Annotated in this window: 14 protein-coding genes; 13 read left to right on the top strand and 1 reads right to left on the bottom strand. The window is 37.1% G+C overall.

The window, feature by feature from the left end:
- The 9 genes from nrfD (at position 1) to queG (ending at position 10,072) form a co-directional block, all read left to right on the top strand.
- The gene (gene nrfD / locus ACXAGS_RS09445) at positions 1 to 1,746 is read left to right on the top strand and encodes an NrfD/PsrC family molybdoenzyme membrane anchor subunit (RefSeq protein ID WP_474906309.1); all 1,746 of its coding nucleotides are present in this window, start codon (positions 1 to 3) and stop codon (positions 1,744 to 1,746) included.
- Positions 1,746 to 2,273 carry a DUF3341 domain-containing protein gene (locus tag ACXAGS_RS09440; RefSeq protein WP_474906308.1) on the top strand — a complete coding sequence of 176 codons (528 nt, stop codon included), beginning with the start codon at positions 1,746 to 1,748 and terminating at the stop codon, positions 2,271 to 2,273. Before nrfD ends, ACXAGS_RS09440 begins: the two co-directional genes overlap by 1 nt.
- Positions 2,274 to 2,275: 2 nt before the next feature.
- Positions 2,276 to 2,845 (top strand): c-type cytochrome, encoded by a 570-nt coding sequence (locus ACXAGS_RS09435; protein WP_474906307.1) that lies wholly within the window; start codon positions 2,276 to 2,278, stop codon positions 2,843 to 2,845.
- A gap of 10 nt (positions 2,846 to 2,855) precedes the next feature.
- Positions 2,856 to 4,199, top strand: a complete 1,344-nt coding sequence (locus tag ACXAGS_RS09430; RefSeq protein ID WP_474906306.1) for a quinol:cytochrome C oxidoreductase — start codon at positions 2,856 to 2,858, stop codon at positions 4,197 to 4,199.
- Positions 4,200 to 4,223: 24 nt separating this feature from the next.
- The gene (locus tag ACXAGS_RS09425; RefSeq protein WP_474906305.1) at positions 4,224 to 5,288 is read left to right on the top strand and encodes a cytochrome c oxidase subunit II; all 1,065 of its coding nucleotides are present in this window, start codon (positions 4,224 to 4,226) and stop codon (positions 5,286 to 5,288) included.
- A 38-nt stretch (positions 5,289 to 5,326) separates the two neighbouring features.
- On the top strand, positions 5,327 to 7,147 hold the full coding sequence (locus ACXAGS_RS09420; protein ID WP_474906304.1) for a cytochrome c oxidase subunit I: 1,821 nt from the start codon (positions 5,327 to 5,329) through the stop codon (positions 7,145 to 7,147).
- A 170-nt stretch (positions 7,148 to 7,317) separates the two neighbouring features.
- Positions 7,318 to 8,109, top strand: a complete 792-nt coding sequence (locus ACXAGS_RS09415; protein WP_474906303.1) for a GIN domain-containing protein — start codon at positions 7,318 to 7,320, stop codon at positions 8,107 to 8,109.
- 14 nt (positions 8,110 to 8,123) lie between these two features.
- On the top strand, positions 8,124 to 9,146 hold the full coding sequence (gene ruvB, locus ACXAGS_RS09410) for a Holliday junction branch migration DNA helicase RuvB (protein ID WP_474906302.1): 1,023 nt from the start codon (positions 8,124 to 8,126) through the stop codon (positions 9,144 to 9,146).
- A gap of 2 nt (positions 9,147 to 9,148) precedes the next feature.
- Positions 9,149 to 10,072, top strand: a complete 924-nt coding sequence (gene queG, locus ACXAGS_RS09405; RefSeq protein ID WP_474906301.1) for a tRNA epoxyqueuosine(34) reductase QueG — start codon at positions 9,149 to 9,151, stop codon at positions 10,070 to 10,072.
- Here the strand turns inward: queG and ACXAGS_RS09400 are convergent.
- On the bottom strand, positions 10,055 to 11,086 hold the full coding sequence (locus tag ACXAGS_RS09400) for a LacI family DNA-binding transcriptional regulator (protein WP_474906300.1): 1,032 nt from the start codon (positions 11,084 to 11,086) through the stop codon (positions 10,055 to 10,057). The genes queG and ACXAGS_RS09400 overlap by 18 nt on opposite strands.
- A 289-nt stretch (positions 11,087 to 11,375) precedes the next feature.
- Here ACXAGS_RS09400 and gtfA point away from each other — a divergent pair, with 289 nt between their 5' ends.
- The 4 genes from gtfA to ruvA all read left to right on the top strand — a co-directional run bounded on the left by gtfA (position 11,376) and on the right by ruvA (position 17,223).
- The gene (gene gtfA / locus ACXAGS_RS09395; RefSeq protein ID WP_474906299.1) at positions 11,376 to 12,830 is read left to right on the top strand and encodes a sucrose phosphorylase; all 1,455 of its coding nucleotides are present in this window, start codon (positions 11,376 to 11,378) and stop codon (positions 12,828 to 12,830) included.
- A 136-nt stretch (positions 12,831 to 12,966) separates the two neighbouring features.
- A complete protein-coding gene (locus ACXAGS_RS09390) occupies positions 12,967 to 14,241 on the top strand; it encodes an MFS transporter (RefSeq protein WP_474906298.1) in 1,275 nt (424 codons plus the stop codon).
- A gap of 102 nt (positions 14,242 to 14,343) precedes the next feature.
- On the top strand, positions 14,344 to 16,638 hold the full coding sequence (locus ACXAGS_RS09385) for an NADP-dependent malic enzyme (protein WP_474906297.1): 2,295 nt from the start codon (positions 14,344 to 14,346) through the stop codon (positions 16,636 to 16,638).
- 3 nt (positions 16,639 to 16,641) lie between these two features.
- Entirely contained in the window at positions 16,642 to 17,223 is a 582-nt protein-coding gene (gene ruvA, locus ACXAGS_RS09380; RefSeq protein WP_474906296.1) for a Holliday junction branch migration protein RuvA, read from the top strand.

The following is a 17,223-nucleotide window of genomic DNA, read 5'->3' as shown; positions in this document are numbered from 1 at the left end:
ATGGCGTCGCATTACGAAGCACCTATTAGAAGACCCTTGGTACTTGGGGATAAAGATTACCACGATATTTCTGTGGATATCGCCAGACCGGTAGAGGGCAAAGCAAATAAGCAATGGTGGATTGTTTTTTCCATTGCATTGGTAGCTTTCCTTTGGGGATTAGGTTGTATTATTTATACGGTTTCTACCGGTATTGGAGTTTGGGGTCTTAACAAGACCGTAAACTGGGCTTGGGATATTACCAACTTTGTATGGTGGGTAGGTATTGGCCACGCAGGTACGCTAATTTCAGCGGTATTGTTATTGTTTAGGCAAAAATGGAGAATGGCTATTAACCGTTCTGCAGAAGCAATGACTATATTTTCTGTGGTACAAGCTGGTCTGTTTCCAATTATTCACATGGGTAGACCATGGTTGGCTTATTGGGTATTGCCTATTCCAAACCAATTTGGTTCATTATGGGTAAACTTTAACTCACCTTTGCTTTGGGACGTATTTGCGATTTCTACCTATTTATCCGTTTCGCTCGTGTTCTGGTGGACCGGTTTATTACCAGATTTTGCTATGTTGCGTGATCGTGCTATTAAACCATTTCAGAAAAAAATATATAGCTTGTTGAGTTTTGGTTGGACAGGTAGAGCTAAAGACTGGCAACGTTTTGAGGAAGTGTCATTGGTTTTAGCTGGTTTGGCAACTCCTTTGGTACTTTCCGTACATACCATCGTATCTTTTGACTTTGCTACTTCCGTTATACCGGGGTGGCACACTACAATTTTCCCTCCTTACTTTGTGGCTGGGGCTATTTTCTCAGGATTTGCCATGGTAAACACCTTACTTATCATTATGCGTAAGGTTTGTAATTTAGAAGCTTATATCACGGTACAACATATTGAGTTAATGAATATCGTAATTATGATTACGGGTTCTATTGTTGGTTGTGCATATATTACAGAGCTTTTTGTTGCTTGGTATTCTGGAGTGGAATATGAGCAGTACGCTTTCTTAAATAGAGCTACGGGTCCTTACGCTTGGGCATATTGGTCTATGATGACTTGTAATGTATTCTCTCCGCAATTTATGTGGTTTAAGAAACTTAGAACAAGCATTATGTTCTCTTTCTTTATATCTATTGTGGTGAACATAGGTATGTGGTTTGAGCGTTTTGTGATTATTGTTACGTCTTTACATAGAGATTACTTACCATCGTCTTGGACAATGTTCTCTCCAACATTTGTAGATATAGGAATATTTATTGGTACCATAGGGTTCTTCTTTGTACTATTTTTATTGTACTCAAGAACATTCCCTGTAATAGCGCAGGCAGAGGTTAAGTCAATTTTGAAATCTTCAGGTGAACGTTACAAACGTTTAAGAGAAGAAGGTAAGCCAATGTACGAGATGCCTGCAAGAGGAAAGGTTACAGAAGAACCAATAACACAAGATGTGTTAATGGGAGAGGTTGTGCCGGCTGTAGGTGATAAAGTTGGTGTTAATGAACTTTTGAGTTCTATAGGTACATTTGATCCTACTACGCAATCTGCAGACGATTTAAAAGAAATTAAAGGGGTTGGTCCAGAAATGGAACGTAACCTAAATGAAATAGGAATTTACACCTTTGCTCAGGTTGCTAGAATGACTGAAAGAGAGTACGAGCTTTTGGACACTATTACAGGTAAGTTTCCGGGTAGGGCTCTTCGAGATGACTGGGCAGGTCAAGCAAAATTGTTGAACGATAAAAAGCAATAATGGCGTCTAAAGTTATACATGCAATTTACAATGATGACGACATTCTTATGAATGCTGTGAAGAAAGTACGTGCAGAACGTCATCATATTGAAGAGGTTTACACTCCTTTTCCAGTTCACGGTCTAGATAAGGCTATGGGCTTATCTGACACAAGAATAGCTATTACGGCTTTTTTATATGGCTGTTTAGGTCTTACGGTAGCTATCACAATGATGAATTTTATCATGATAGAAGATTGGCCACAAGATATAGGGGGTAAACCAAGTTTTAGTTATTTAGAAAACTTACCGGCATTTGTTCCAATTATGTTTGAGCTTACGGTTTTTTTTGCTGCTCACCTTATGGTAATCACCTTTTACCTTAGAAGTAAAATGTGGCCGTTCAAAGAAGCCGAGAATCCAGACAAGAGAACTACTGATGACCATTTTTTGATGGAAATAGGAGTTCATGGTAATGAAGCTGAATTAAAAGAGCTATTGTTAGATACAGGAGCCGTTGAAGTAACTGTAAAAGAAAAGAACGCATAACAATGAAGCAATTCGTAAAGATAATTTTAGGCTTAGGGTTAATTATTTCAGCATCATCTTGTTCTGATAAGAACAGCCCTAACTATCAATACATGCCAAATATGTATGAGTCTGTTGGCTATGAAACATATGAGGGTGTAGATAATGGTTTATTTGTGGATGGTACTGAGGCCTTAACACCTCCTGCCAATACAGTAAATAGAGAATGGTTACCTTATGAATTTGATAATACACCAGAAGGTAAAGAACTAGCTCGTTTGCAGGCAAGTCCACTAGATAGTTTAAACTACGAAGAAAATATTGCAGAAGGTGCAGCGCTTTATGCTATTTACTGTGCTATTTGTCATGGTGTAAAAGGTGATGGTCAGGGTACTTTAGTTAAGCGTGAAAAGATATTAGGTGTACCTTCTTATGACGATGTTGCTAGAAATATAACCGTGGGCAGTACCTATCATACCGTTTATTATGGCCTAAACTCCATGGGCTCATATGCTTCTCAATTTAAAAGTGAGAAAGAGATGTGGCAGGTATCCGAGTATGTAATGAAATTAAAACAAGACCTTTCCAAATAAGAAAACTAGGATGAGATATACGTTTTCAAATAGATTAAAAATAGGTTCAATTATCTTAATGGTAGTTGGTGCAATATGTTTAGTAACTGGCTTTGTTACTGCACCTAGTTCCGTAGAAGAAGCTAAAGCTAAGATTGCAGCTGCACACGATGGCCATGGTGGCGGTCATGGTGAAGTTGCGGATCATGCTGTTGCAGATACGCATGGTAATTCCCATGCTGAAGAGGCGCATGATGGTGGACACGATGCTGCACATGATGAGCACGTATTTCATCAAATGCAAAATAGACCTTGGTCTGCCTTATATGTAGCGGCTTTTTTCTTCTTTATGATATCTTTAGGGGTGTTAGCGTTTTATGCAATTCAACGTGCCGCACAGGCAGGTTGGTCTCCAATTTTATTTAGAATCATGGAGGGTATAACTGCTTATTTGGCACCAGGAGGAATAATTGTTTTTGTTATCCTTGTACTATCTGTTTTACACATTAACCACTTATTTACTTGGGCTGATCCAGAAGTGGTTAAACACGATGCTTTAATCCAAGGAAAAGCGGGCTATTTAAATCCTACATTTTTTATAATCAGAGCGGCCATATTTCTTGCAGGATGGATTGCATACAGATTTTATTCTAGAAAATTATCCCTTGCGCAGGATCAATCTGATGACAATTCCAACTTTAAAAAGAACTTCAGAATTTCTGCAGCATTTTTAGTATTTTATTTGGTTACTGAGTCTATGATGTCTTGGGATTGGATAATGAGCTTTGATCCCCATTGGTTTAGTACATTATTTGGATGGTATGTATTTGCGAGTATGTTTGTGTCTGGTATTACAACTATTGCTTTGGTAACTATATATCTTAAATCAAAAGGGTTGTTGCCTGAAGTAAACAATAGCCATATTCATGATTTGGCAAAATTCATGTTCGGGGTTAGTATTTTTTGGACGTATTTATGGTTCAGTCAGTTTATGTTGATTTGGTATGCAAATATTCCCGAAGAGGCTGTTTACTATATTTCAAGAATTGAACATTATAAATTACCATTTTTTGGGATGTTGGTTTTAAACTTCATTTTCCCATTATTGGTGTTAATGAATAGCGATTACAAACGTGTTAACTGGTTTGTGGTGATGACAGGTATCATCATCCTATTTGGGCATTACATGGATGTTTTCAATATGGTAATGCCAGCTACAGTAGGAGAAAATTGGCATTTAGGTGTACCTGAAATTGGTGGTATTTTATTCTTTGCAGGCTTGTTCATATTTATTGTATTCAATGCATTAGCTAAAGAAGATTTAATGCCTAAGCGTAATCCGCTAATTGAAGAGAGTAGACAATTTCATTATTAATATCGAGATAGAAGTAGTTAAAAGATGACAACAGTATTGATATTGGCAGTTTTAGTTTTAGTTGGTATTGCAATTTGGCAAATGACTAAGATTTTTGAATTGTCACAACTTAGGGCAGATGCAATAAATGGTCTTGTAGCGAATGATGAGGATAACAAAAACAATGGTTATCTAATGTTCGCCTTCTTGATATTTATTTACGGAATTACCATCTTTAGTTTTGCAAAATATAGCAAGGTGCTATTGCCGTCGGCAGCGTCAGCTCATGGTGATAACTATGACACTTTAATGTGGGTTTCTTTTGCTATCATTTTCTTTGTTCAAACTATAACTCAAGCTTTATTACACTACTTTGCCTATAAATATAGAGGTGAAAAGGGAAGAAAAGCTTTGTTTTTTGCTGATAACGATAAACTGGAATTCATTTGGACTATAATTCCTGTTATTGTTTTAGCGGGTTTAATTATTTGGGGTCTTTATTCGTGGACAAACATCATGGATATTAATGAGGAAGACGACCCTATTGTAATTGAACTATATGCACAACAGTTTAACTGGACGGCCAGATATGCTGGGACAGATAATGTTCTAGGTGATGCTAGTGTACGCCTTATAGATATTGATAGAGCTAATGTTTTGGGAATTGATGAAGCGGATCCAAATGGACAGGATGATATTATTGTAAAGGAATTGCACTTACCAGTGGGTAGAAAGGTGAATTTTAATATGCGTTCTCAAGATGTGTTGCATTCAGCTTATATGCCTCATTTTAGAGCGCAAATGAATTGTGTTCCAGGTATGATTACCCAGTTTTCCTTCACACCAATTAAGACCACCGAAGAGATGAGACAAGATCCTGAGGTAGTTGAAAAGGTTAAAAGAACTAATAAGATTAGGGCTGAATGGGCAGCCGAGGGTAGGCCAAACAGTGAACCATGGGAGTTTGATTATGTTTTGTTATGTAATAAAATTTGTGGTAAATCTCACTACAACATGCAAATGAAAATTATTGTAGAGAGTGAAGAAGACTACAATAAATGGTTGGCAGAACAAAAGACTTTTGGTGAATCTATGTCACCAGCAGAATAATTTAGGCTAGAAAAGGAAATAAATAAAATTTAAGAATTATGTCAGCAGCACATGCAGTTGTAGATCATGGACATGATGATCATGGTCACCACCATAAAGAGACCTTTATCACAAAGTACATTTTTAGTCAAGATCATAAAATGATTGCCAAGCAATACCTTATAACTGGTCTTATTATGGGCTTTATTGGTATTGCAATGTCTATATTGTTTAGAATGCAATTGGCTTGGCCAGGAGAATCTTTTCCAATTTTTGAAGCAGTATTAGGAAAGTGGGCGCCAGATGGTGTAATGGATGCCGATATTTATTTGGCTTTAGTTACCATTCACGGTACCATTATGGTTTTCTTTGTATTAACGGCAGGCTTAAGTGGTACTTTTAGTAACCTGTTAATTCCGTTGCAAATTGGTGCTAGGGATATGGCATCTGGTTTCTTGAACATGGTATCCTATTGGTTGTTCTTTTTATCTTCTGTAATAATGGTATGTTCTCTATTTGTAGAGGCAGGCCCAGCAGCAGCGGGTTGGACAATCTACCCTCCTTTAAGTGCAATACCAATGGCGCAGCCAGGTTCCGGGGCAGGTATGACTCTTTGGTTGGTTTCAATGGCTATATTTATAGCATCTTCTTTATTGGGTTCTTTAAATTACGTTGTTACTGTAATTAACTTAAGAACCAAGGGGATGTCTATGACCAGATTACCACTTACGATATGGGCATTCTTTGTAACGGCAATTATCGGTATCATTTCTTTTCCAGTATTACTGTCGGCAGCGTTGTTGATGGTTATGGACAGAAGTTTTGGTACTTCTTTCTTTTTGTCAGATATTTTTATACAAGGTGAAGTCTTGCATTATCAGGGTGGTTCTCCAGTATTATATGAGCACTTATTCTGGTTTTTAGGTCACCCAGAGGTATATATCGTATTGCTTCCTGCTTTAGGTATAACATCTGAAGTTATGTCTACCAACGCTAGAAAACCAATCTTTGGTTACCGAGCAATGGTGGCATCTATTTTAGCAATTGCGTTTTTATCTACCATAGTATGGGGTCACCATATGTTTATATCTGGTATGAATCCATTTTTAGGATCTGTATTTACTTTCACTACTTTGTTAATTGCTATACCATCTGCTGTTAAGGCATTTAATTACATAACCACATTATGGAAGGGTAACCTACAAATGAATCCAGGAATGTTGTTTTCTATAGGTTTGGTATCCACTTTCATTACAGGTGGTTTAACTGGTATTATTTTAGGAGATAGTACTCTGGATATAAATGTACACGACACTTATTTTGTAGTAGCTCACTTTCACTTGGTAATGGGTATTTCTGCGCTTTATGGGTTATTTGCAGGTGTTTACCATTGGTTCCCAAAAATGTTCCATGGTAGGATGATGAACAAGAATTTAGGTTATGTGCATTTTTGGATAACAGCGGTTTGTGCTTATGGGGTCTTTTTCCCAATGCACTTTGTAGGTATGGCTGGAGTGCCAAGAAGGTATTATCAGAATACGGCTTTTCCAATGTTCGATGAATTAACCAATGTTCAAATTCTAATGACGGTATTTGCTATTATTGCGGCATTGGCTCAGCTTATCTTCATTTACAATTTTATCAGTAGTATTTTCTATGGTAAAAAAGGTGGTTTGAACCCTTGGCAATCAAACACTTTAGAATGGACAACACCTATGGAACACATTCATGGTAACTGGCCAGGCGAAATACCACATGTTCACCGTTGGGCATATGATTATAGTAAGACTTATGAAAATGGCGAGTACATAATTGCGGGGCAAGATTTTGTGCCACAAACAGTTCCTTTACAAGATAACGAGGAAGAAATGCATCATTAATTTTAGTTTATATACATAACAAAAGGCCCGTCTTATGATGGGCCTTTTGTTTTAGTAACTATGGCATATTGGTTTCGCTAATATTATTTTGTAATATGCAGTAGTATTAAGAACACTACTCCATGTTGTATTATAGAAAAATCATATCATTCGTGTTAGTTTTATTCACAATGATTGCCGTCGCTCATGCTCAAAAGAAACCAAAAATAAAAGGTAGCAGAACCGTGATTGAAGTAAGTGAAAGCTTACCGGAATTTACGTCAATAAAACTTAAAGACGATATAGAGGTTAGTTTAAAGAAATCTTTTGAAGCGGGTTATCTACTTACCGCTGATGACAATCTAACCGACATCATAAAATTGGAGGTGCAAGACGGAATGTTGGAGATATCTTCTTACTATCAAGTATCCTCAAAGAAAGAACTAAAGTTAGAAATAAGATATACTAGTTTAGACAAATTAATAGTAGAAGATGGGGAGTTAACAGCAATCGATGTTTTAAAAACGGATATGTTAGATATAAGCCAATATGGAAATTCCAATATGGAAATGGAAGCATCGGCAATAGCTATGCGGATAAACGTTGAAGGGGATGCCGCCTTAAAACTAAATTTAGATGCTGATTCGGTTTCTGTGATGTCTAGAGGCAAAGCTAAATTGGATTTAAATGCACGCGCAGAAAAGTTTTCCATTGAAATTTTAGATAGGTCAACCATAAATGTATTGGGTGCCGCACAGGAGATGGAAATAGCCATTTTCCAAGATGGTAAATTAGATGGTGAGCTGTTTCAAGTTAACCAAATACAATTAAATGCTAGGGAGCAAAGTTTTGCAAGGATTAATGGATTGGAGAAGGTAGATTTACAACTTACAGGCAAGTCAAAAACGTATTTGTTTGGTTCACCATCTATAAATCTGTCTGCATTTGAAGATTCAGCTCAACTTCTCAAGAAAACCAATTAAGGTATCTTTACAGCATGAACGAGAATTTAGATCCTAGTACCGATAATTTTTCTAGAGAAGAATTTGATATTGAAAAAGCATTAAGGCCTATTAGTTTTAATGATTTTACAGGTCAAGCGCAGGTATTAGAGAATTTAGAGATATTTGTTAAAGCTGCTAATTTAAGAGGAGAAGCTCTTGATCATACTTTGTTTCATGGCCCCCCTGGTCTAGGTAAGACTACTTTAGCACATATTTTGGCAAATGAACTGGGAGTAGGTATAAAAGTTACTTCTGGGCCTGTCTTGGATAAACCTGGAGATTTAGCTGGCTTACTTACCAATTTGGAAGAAAGAGATGTTCTTTTTATTGATGAGATACACAGGTTAAGTCCAATAGTTGAGGAATATTTATATTCTGCAATGGAAGATTTTAAAATTGATATTATGCTAGAAACAGGGCCAAATGCCCGTACGGTACAAATCAATTTGAATCCATTTACGTTGGTTGGGGCAACCACCCGATCTGGTTTATTGACAGCACCAATGCGTGCGCGTTTTGGTATTTCTAGCCGGTTGGAATATTATGATACGGAACTGCTATCCACCATTGTGGAACGGAGTGCACAAATATTGAACGTACCCATTACCAATGAGGCTGCTATAGAAATTGCCGGTCGCAGCAGGGGTACTCCTAGAATTTGTAATGCTTTGCTAAGAAGGGTTAGAGATTTTGCCCAAATCAAGGGTAATGGAAATATTGATATTGAAATTTCAAGGTTTGGCTTAAAAGCTTTAAACGTAGATACCCATGGTTTAGATGAAATGGATAATAAAATATTAGCCACCATTATCGATAAATTTAAAGGCGGACCAGTGGGTATTACAACATTGGCAACGGCCGTTTCTGAAAGTGCCGAAACTATAGAAGAAGTGTATGAGCCATTTTTAATACAACAAGGTTTTATTATGCGCACGCCAAGAGGTAGGGAGGTTACGGAGAAGGCTTATACACACTTGGGCAGAATACGTCAAGGAACACAAGGAGGCTTGTTTTAATTATGACTTTAAAAGCAACCCATTCAAAAATGATAAAAACCGAAGCGGAACGCCTCGGTTTTTTATCATGTGGTATTTCTAAAGCAGGGTTCTTGGAAGAGGAGGCTCCAAGACTAGAAAAGTGGTTGCAGGCTAATAGGCATGGGCAGATGGGCTATATGGCCAATCATTTTGATAAACGGTTAGATCCAACTAAACTGGTAGAAGGTTCTAAATCTGTAATAAGTTTATTGCTTAACTATTATCCAGAAGAAAAACAAAGAACCGATAGTTATAAGATTTCTAAATATGCATATGGCGAGGACTACCATTATGTAATCAAGAACAAGTTAAAACAGCTTATAATCTTCATTCAAGAAACAATAGGTGAGGTAGAAGGTAGGGCCTTTGTAGATTCTGCCCCTGTTTTAGATAAGGCCTGGGCCGCTAAAAGCGGATTAGGTTGGATTGGTAAAAACAGCAATCTAATTACGCAAAAGGTTGGTAGTTTTTATTTTATTGCAGAGTTAATTGTCGATTTGGATTTGGAATATGATTTACCAACAACAGACCATTGTGGCTCATGTACCGCCTGTTTAGATGCTTGCCCTACCCAAGCCATTATAGAGCCCTATGTAGTAGATGGTAGTAAGTGTATTTCTTATTTAACAATTGAATTGAAAGAGGCCATCCCTTCCACATTTTCTGAAAAAATGGATAATTGGATGTTTGGTTGTGATGTATGTCAAGATGTTTGTCCTTGGAATCGTTTTTCCAAGCCACATGATGAACCTGAATTTAAACCTAAAGAGGAACTCTTAAACTACTCTAAATCAGAGTGGGAAGAACTTACCCAAGAAGTATTCAAAGAAATATTTAAAAAATCTGCAGTTAAAAGAACCAAATATGAGGGTCTAATGCGAAACTTATCATTCCTCAAGCGGTAAGGTTGAGCCTCTTAAGATTAATTCAGTAGGTAAATGTATGGTCTCGTGCGTTACTTCGGTATTGTTTCTTTTGTTAGTCAATTCAGATAACAACATATTAAATGAGATTTTACCCATACTAAAACTTGGTTGGGCTACGGTTGTTAACGATGGAGTAATAACCGAAGATAAAAACCAATTTCCAAAACCAATTACAGAGATGTCCTCAGGAATTTTTAAGCCCCTATCCTTAATTTCTGCCATTGCGCCAACAGCTACCAAATCTGTATTTATAAATATCCCGTCTACATTCGAATTTTCATCTAACATTTTTTGGGCCTGAGCTCTTCCTACATCAAAAGACATCTCTTCGCACAAATAAACATTCTCTTCTTTAAAAGGTAAATCATGATCTAGTAAGGCATTTTTAAAACCTTCTAAACGATCAATCGCGTTTTGTGAGTGCAACGGACCTCTAAAGTGTACAATTTCCTTGCATCCAGAATTTATTAAGTGTTCAGTGGCTTCGTAGGCAGCCTTAACATCATCAATTAGAACCTTTGAGCACCCTACTGTAGTGGCAATTTTATCAAACATTACAATAGGTGTATCCAAATTTTGTGACTTCAAAAGATGTTCGTAATCTACCGTCTCGTCAGATAGTGCAATCAAAATTCCGTCAACTTGTTTGTTTATCAAAAATTCTACGGTTTCTTTTTCTCGTTTAAATTTTTGATTGGTTTGCATAACAATTACAACATAGCCGTTCTTTTCAGCTTCATCAGTTACCCCTTTTACTATGTTAGAGAAGAATTGATGTACTATTTCAGGAATAATTAAACCTATGGTTTTAGACTGTTGGGTTCTAAGGTTAACCGCAAAGGAATTAGGTTTGTAGTTTAATCTTTCTGCAGCTTCTTTAACCCGTTCAATAGTTTTTTTGCTAACATCAGGATATGAATTTAATGCTTTGGACACTGTAGTTACAGATATATCTAAACTTAAAGCTATTTGTTGCAAGGTGGTTCTGCTCATGATGGTTTTGTGTTAATAAAAACAAAATTAAATTTAAGCCTACTATTTAAATCTAAAAATCGAAAACGTTTTAGTGTTAAAATTTTTCTAAAATAAGAAAACTTAAAATACTTTAGCAATGCGTTGTTAAAGAAATGACACTAAATATGTTTGGTCGCATAGTCATTTTTTTGCAGTGGTTTAAGTATTTATGAGTCTGTTTTTAAAGAGTGGAAGTTTTGGTCAAGACTTTCACTCTTTGTTTTTAAAAACGTTAACAAAGAACTAAACGGCAAAATTAAAGGTTTTCATGGAGAATAAAGTGCAGTTGATCACTTATGTTGATCGTATAGGAGCAGCAAATATTGCAGATTTAAACAAATTAGTTGAAAACGAGTTAAAAGACCTATTTGGAGGCGTCCATATTTTACCATTTTTTGATCCTATAGACGGGGAAGATGCCGGTTTTGATCCAATTGATCACAAGTTGGTTGATCCTCGCATTGGTAATTGGGACGATGTATTAAAATTGAGTAAATCGGTGGATGTCATGGCAGATTTGATTGTTAATCATATGTCGTCAGACTCTATGGAATTCCAAGATTATTTGGAAAAAGGAGACAAATCAGAATACGCTAGTCTTTTCCTTACTTACGATAAGGTATTTCCAAGCGGAGCCACAGATGAACAGTTAATAAATATTTACCGTCCAAGACCTGGTTTTCCTTTTAATAAAATGAAATTCAAAGATGGGTCTGAAAAACTTATCTGGACCACTTTTACGCCTAAGCAAGTAGATATAGATGTAAACGCTGCAAAAGGTGTCTCCTATTTAGAGGATATTTTAAGTATCTATGAAGCTGCTGGTATAAATATGATACGGTTAGATGCGGCCGGTTATGCAATTAAAAAAGCAGGAACTTCTTGTTTTATGATTCCTGAGACATTTGATTTTATAGCAGACCTAACCCAGAAAGCACATGCTAAGGGTATTGCCGTATTAGTGGAAATACATTCTTTTTACAAAACACAAATTGAAATAGCAAAAAAAGTAGATTTGGTGTATGACTTTGCCTTGCCAGTTTTGGTGTTGGATACTTTGTACAACAAAAACGCTGACAATTTGGTTAACTGGTTAAAAGTTGCCCCCAAGAATGTAGTAACCGTTTTAGACACGCACGATGGTATTGGTATTGTAGATGTCGCTTCGGAAAACGGTGTTCCCGGTTTAATTCCAGACGATACCTTGGATGAAATTGTAAAAACCATGCACCGTAAAAGCGAAGGTAGAAGTTTAAAGGCAACCGGAGCTGCAGCTTCCAATTTAGACTTATATCAGGTTAATTGTACGTATTTTGAAGCTTTAGGAAAAGACGAAGATGCTTACTTGTTGGCAAGGGCCATACAGTTTTTTGTTCCTGGTATACCGCAAGTTTATTACGTAGGGCTTTTTGGAGATGATAATGACATGGAGCTGCTTGCCAAAACAAATGTAGGTAGAGATATCAATAGACACTATTATACTAAAGAAGAAGTGAAGGAAAAAACCGAGACTTCTCTTTTTAAAAGTCTGGCCGAATTGATGAAAATTAGAAACACTGCTAATGCTTTTAATGGTGAATTACAAATGGATAATGAATCAAGTTCGTTATCGCTAAGGTGGGAGAAAAACGAGGATTGGATTTCCTTAAAAGCTGATCTGGAATCTGCTAAGTTTCAGATTGAGGGTGTTAATAACGGTGACGCTATTTTATTTAAGAATTAAGAGCGTTATAATTGAAAAAAAGCTGCTTTTAAAATGCAATAATTGGCTATATTGGGTTTTAAACTAATTGAACTAAACTAATTTTATTATGCTTAAGATACCTAAACCTCAGTTGAGTTTTTGGCAAATTTTCAATATGAATGTCGGATTCTTAGGTATTCAATACAGCTTTGGTCTACAGCAAAGTGCAATAAACCCTATTTTTTTGTTTCTAGGGGCAAAAGAAGAAACTTTACCCTTATTAAATTTAGCGGGCCCCATAACAGGATTAATTGTACAACCAATTATTGGAGCTATTTCAGACAAAACATGGAGCTCAAAGTTTGGTCGTAGAAAACCTTTCTTTTTAATAGGTGCTATTTTAGGTAGCTTATGTTTATTTGCTTTTCCATTAAGTCCTGCACTTTGGTTTGCCGTTGGGTTACTATGGATTTTAGATGTAGGTAACAATATGGCCATGGAGCCTTACCGGGCTTTTGTAGGGGATAAATTGCCGGAAAAGCAATTTAACATTGGGTACCAAATGCAAAGTTTATTTGTTGGTGCAGGTATTCTGTTGGCCAATGCTTCAATATTCTTATTTCAAGATTGGTTTGGTGGTGGAGAAGAAATTTCAGGAGAAGTGCCAAAGTGGCTTTATTACTCTTTCTTTATTGGTGCTTTCTTGTCAATTGCAACTATTTTATGGTCTGTTTTGACCACACCGGAAATTCCGCCAACCGAAGAGGAAATGGCAGAAATTAACAAGCATAAAGCGTTGCCTTTTTCCAAACGTGTATTAAAGCCTTTTGAGGAAATTTGGTTGGCTATTAAGGATATGCCAAAGTTCTTATGGAAGCTATCCGCGGTCTATTTGTTCCAGTGGTATGCCCTTTTTATTTATTGGCAATTTATTACTCCATTGCTTAGGGTTACCATGCGTATGGATACATCAGAAGCTACAGCACAAGCGGCCAAGATGAGTACAACTTACAACGTTACTACAGCTATCGTAGCTTTAATATTGGTGCCAATTGCCATGAAATTTGGTAATAAAAAAGTATACGCTTTTAGTTTGCTGGGTACGGCCATTTGTCTATTTATAATTCCGCACATAAGTGATCCTACATATATTTTAGTTCCAATGGTATTATTTGGTATTGGTTGGGCAGCTATGATGGGTATTCCCTATAGTATGGTTTCTAAAATAGTTCCTCAAGACCGCAGGGGGGTGTATATGGGTATCCTAAATATGATGATTGTAATTCCAATGGGCATACAAACGGTGAGTTTTGGTCCAATATATACCAATTTTCTTGGCGGTAATTCTGTAAACGCTATCCTTTTTGCAGGGGTGTTTTTCTTTATTGCTTTTGTCTTGGCCTTGCGCTTGAACATGCCAAAACAAAAACAAGAACAGCATTTAGATTAAGCCGTACGGTAACATTTTTGCAATTCATTTTTAGATTGATTGAATTAGCATAGTTTACTTTTGCCAGAGTTCTTACCTTTATCCGCAAAATCCGAACAAGGTATGAGCAACGAAAAACAACGCAGAGAGGCTTTAGTATATCATGCTAAGCCACAGCCTGGAAAAATAAAAGTAGTTCCTACAAAACCCTACGCAACCCAAAGAGACTTGGCTTTGGCTTACTCTCCAGGGGTAGCAGAACCTTGTTTGGAGATTCACAAAAACAAAGAAGACGTTTATAAATATACCTCTAAAGGAAATACGGTTGCTGTTATTTCTAATGGTACGGCTGTACTAGGTCTAGGTAATATTGGACCAGAGGCGTCCAAGCCCGTAATGGAGGGTAAAAGTTTACTGTTTAAAATTTTTGCGGATATAGATGGTATAGATATAGAATTGGATACGGAAGACGTAGATAAATTTATAGAAACCGTAAAAATAATTGCGCCCACTTTTGGCGGTATCAACTTAGAGGATATTAAGGCACCTGAGGCTTTTGAAATTGAAAGAAGGTTAAAGGAAGAGTTGGACATACCCGTTATGCACGATGACCAACATGGAACTGCAATTATTTCTGCTGCCGCATTGCTTAATGCGTTAGAACTTGCGGAAAAGAAAATGGATGAAGTTAAAATTGTGGTTAGTGGTGCCGGGGCCGCCGCAATTTCTTGTACAAGACTTTATCGGGCATTTGGGGCCAAGCGGGAAAATATTGTAATGCTGGATAGTAAGGGGGTAATTCGTTCAGATAGGGATAACCTCAGTAGTCAAAAAGCGGAATTCTCTACGGATAGGAAAATAGATACGCTTGAAGAGGCTATGATAGATGCAGATGTTTTTATAGGTCTTTCTATGGCAGATGTTTTGTCGCCAGAAATGCTTAAGACCATGGCAAATGACCCTATAGTTTTTGCTATGGCCAATCCAAATCCTGAAATAGCATATGATTTGGCAATAAAGACGCGAGAAGACGTAATCATGGCCACGGGTAGGTCCGATCATCCTAACCAAGTAAACAATGTGCTTGGTTTTCCTTTTATTTTTAGGGGTGCTTTAGATGTTAGGGCAACCAAAATAAATGAGGATATGAAAATGGCAGCGGTAAGGGCCTTGGCAGATTTAACTAAGGAAGCTGTGCCAGAGCAAGTAAATATTACTTATGATACCACTAGGTTAACATTTGGAAGAGATTATATAATACCAAAACCATTTGATCCAAGACTTATTGCTAAAATTCCTCCAGCAGTTGCCAAAGCGGCTATGGATAGCGGGGTGGCGCGTTCGCCAATCAAGGATTGGGATAAGTATGAAGAAGAGCTACTGCAGCGTTCCGGTAATGATAACAAGGTGGTACGTATGCTACATAATAGGGCTAAAGTAAACCCTAAAAAGATTGTGTTTGCGGAGGCTGAGTTGCTAGATGTTTTAAAAGCAGCTCAAATTGTATATGAAGAGGGTATTGCTATTCCTATTCTGTTAGGAAATAAAGAAAAAATTGAGGAACTAAAAATAGAGTTGGAGTTTGATGCCGATGTGGAGATTATTGATCCAAGGGCAGAAGAATTTAAAGCATTGCGTAAAAAATATGCGCAACGCTTGTATGAGCTTAGGCAAAGAAAGGGAGAAACTCTTTATAGTGCTACCGTAAATATGGGTAAGCGCAATTATTTTGGTGCTATGATGGTTTTGGAAGGTGCTGCGGATGGTATGTTGTCTGGGTACTCAAGGGCCTATCCTAAAGTGTTAAAGCCTGTTTTTGAGGTAATAGGTAAGGCAAATGGGGTGCAAAAGGCTTCTACTGTTAACATAATGATTACAGAACGTGGTCCGCTTTTCTTGGCAGATACCTCTATTAATATAGACCCATCTGCAGAAGAACTGGCAGAAATTACACAAATGACCGCCCAAGTGGCTTCAACATTCGGGTTTAATCCTGTTATTGCCATGCTGTCTTATTCCAATTATGGTTCTAGTAATCACCCTAAAGCAAAAAAAGTAAATGATGCGGTACGAATCCTGCATGAAAAATATCCTGCTTTGGTAGTGGATGGAGAAGTGCAAACAGACTTTGCTTTAAGTAAAGAAATGAGCGATGTGAATTTTTCCTTCTCAAAAATATCCAATCAAAAGGTGAATACCCTTATCTTTCCCAACTTAGATTCCGCTAACATTACGTATAAATTGCTAAAGCAACTTAATGGTGCTAGCTCCATTGGGCCTATAATGGTTGGCCTAAGAAAAGCGGTTCATATTTTACAGTTAGGGGCAAGCGTAGATGAGATGGTGAATATGACTGCTGTTGCGGTAATAGATGCGCAGGAAAGAGAAAAGCGTAGAATGGCGAAAACAAAACAATAAGATATGTATGCTTACTTAAAAGGGAAATTAGTAGAAAAAAATCCTACCTATGCCATTGTAGATTGTAATGGAGTGGGGTATTTCCTAAACATATCTTTGCATACTTTCTCCCTTTTACCAAGTGAGGAAAATGTATTATTGTATACCCATTTACAGGTCAAGGAAGATGGGCATACCTTATTCGGTTTTGCCCAAAAGGCAGAAAGAGAAATTTTTCTACTATTAATCTCCGTAAATGGCATAGGTGCCAGTACGGCACGTACAATGTTATCTTCATTAGATCCTACCCAGGTAAGAGATGCAATAGCAAGTGAAGATGTGGCTACCATACAGGGTGTAAAAGGGATAGGGGCCAAAACTGCACAGCGCGTAATTTTAGACCTTAAGGATAAGATTTTAAAGGTTTACGATTTAGACGAAGTTTCCATTAAATCAAACAATACAAATAAAGAAGAAGCGTTATCTGCTTTAGAGGTTCTTGGTTACACAAGAAGACAGTCAGAAAAAGTGATTGATCGTGTGCTTTCCACAGATGCCTCCCTGAGCGTAGAGGACATTATTAAAAAGGCGCTTAAAAATTTGTAA

The sequence above is a fragment of the Croceivirga sp. ABH4_376 genome (assembly GCF_056160685.1).
The sequence above is the reverse complement of the archived record's forward strand: the minus strand, read 5'-3'. Positions and strand labels throughout refer to the sequence as shown.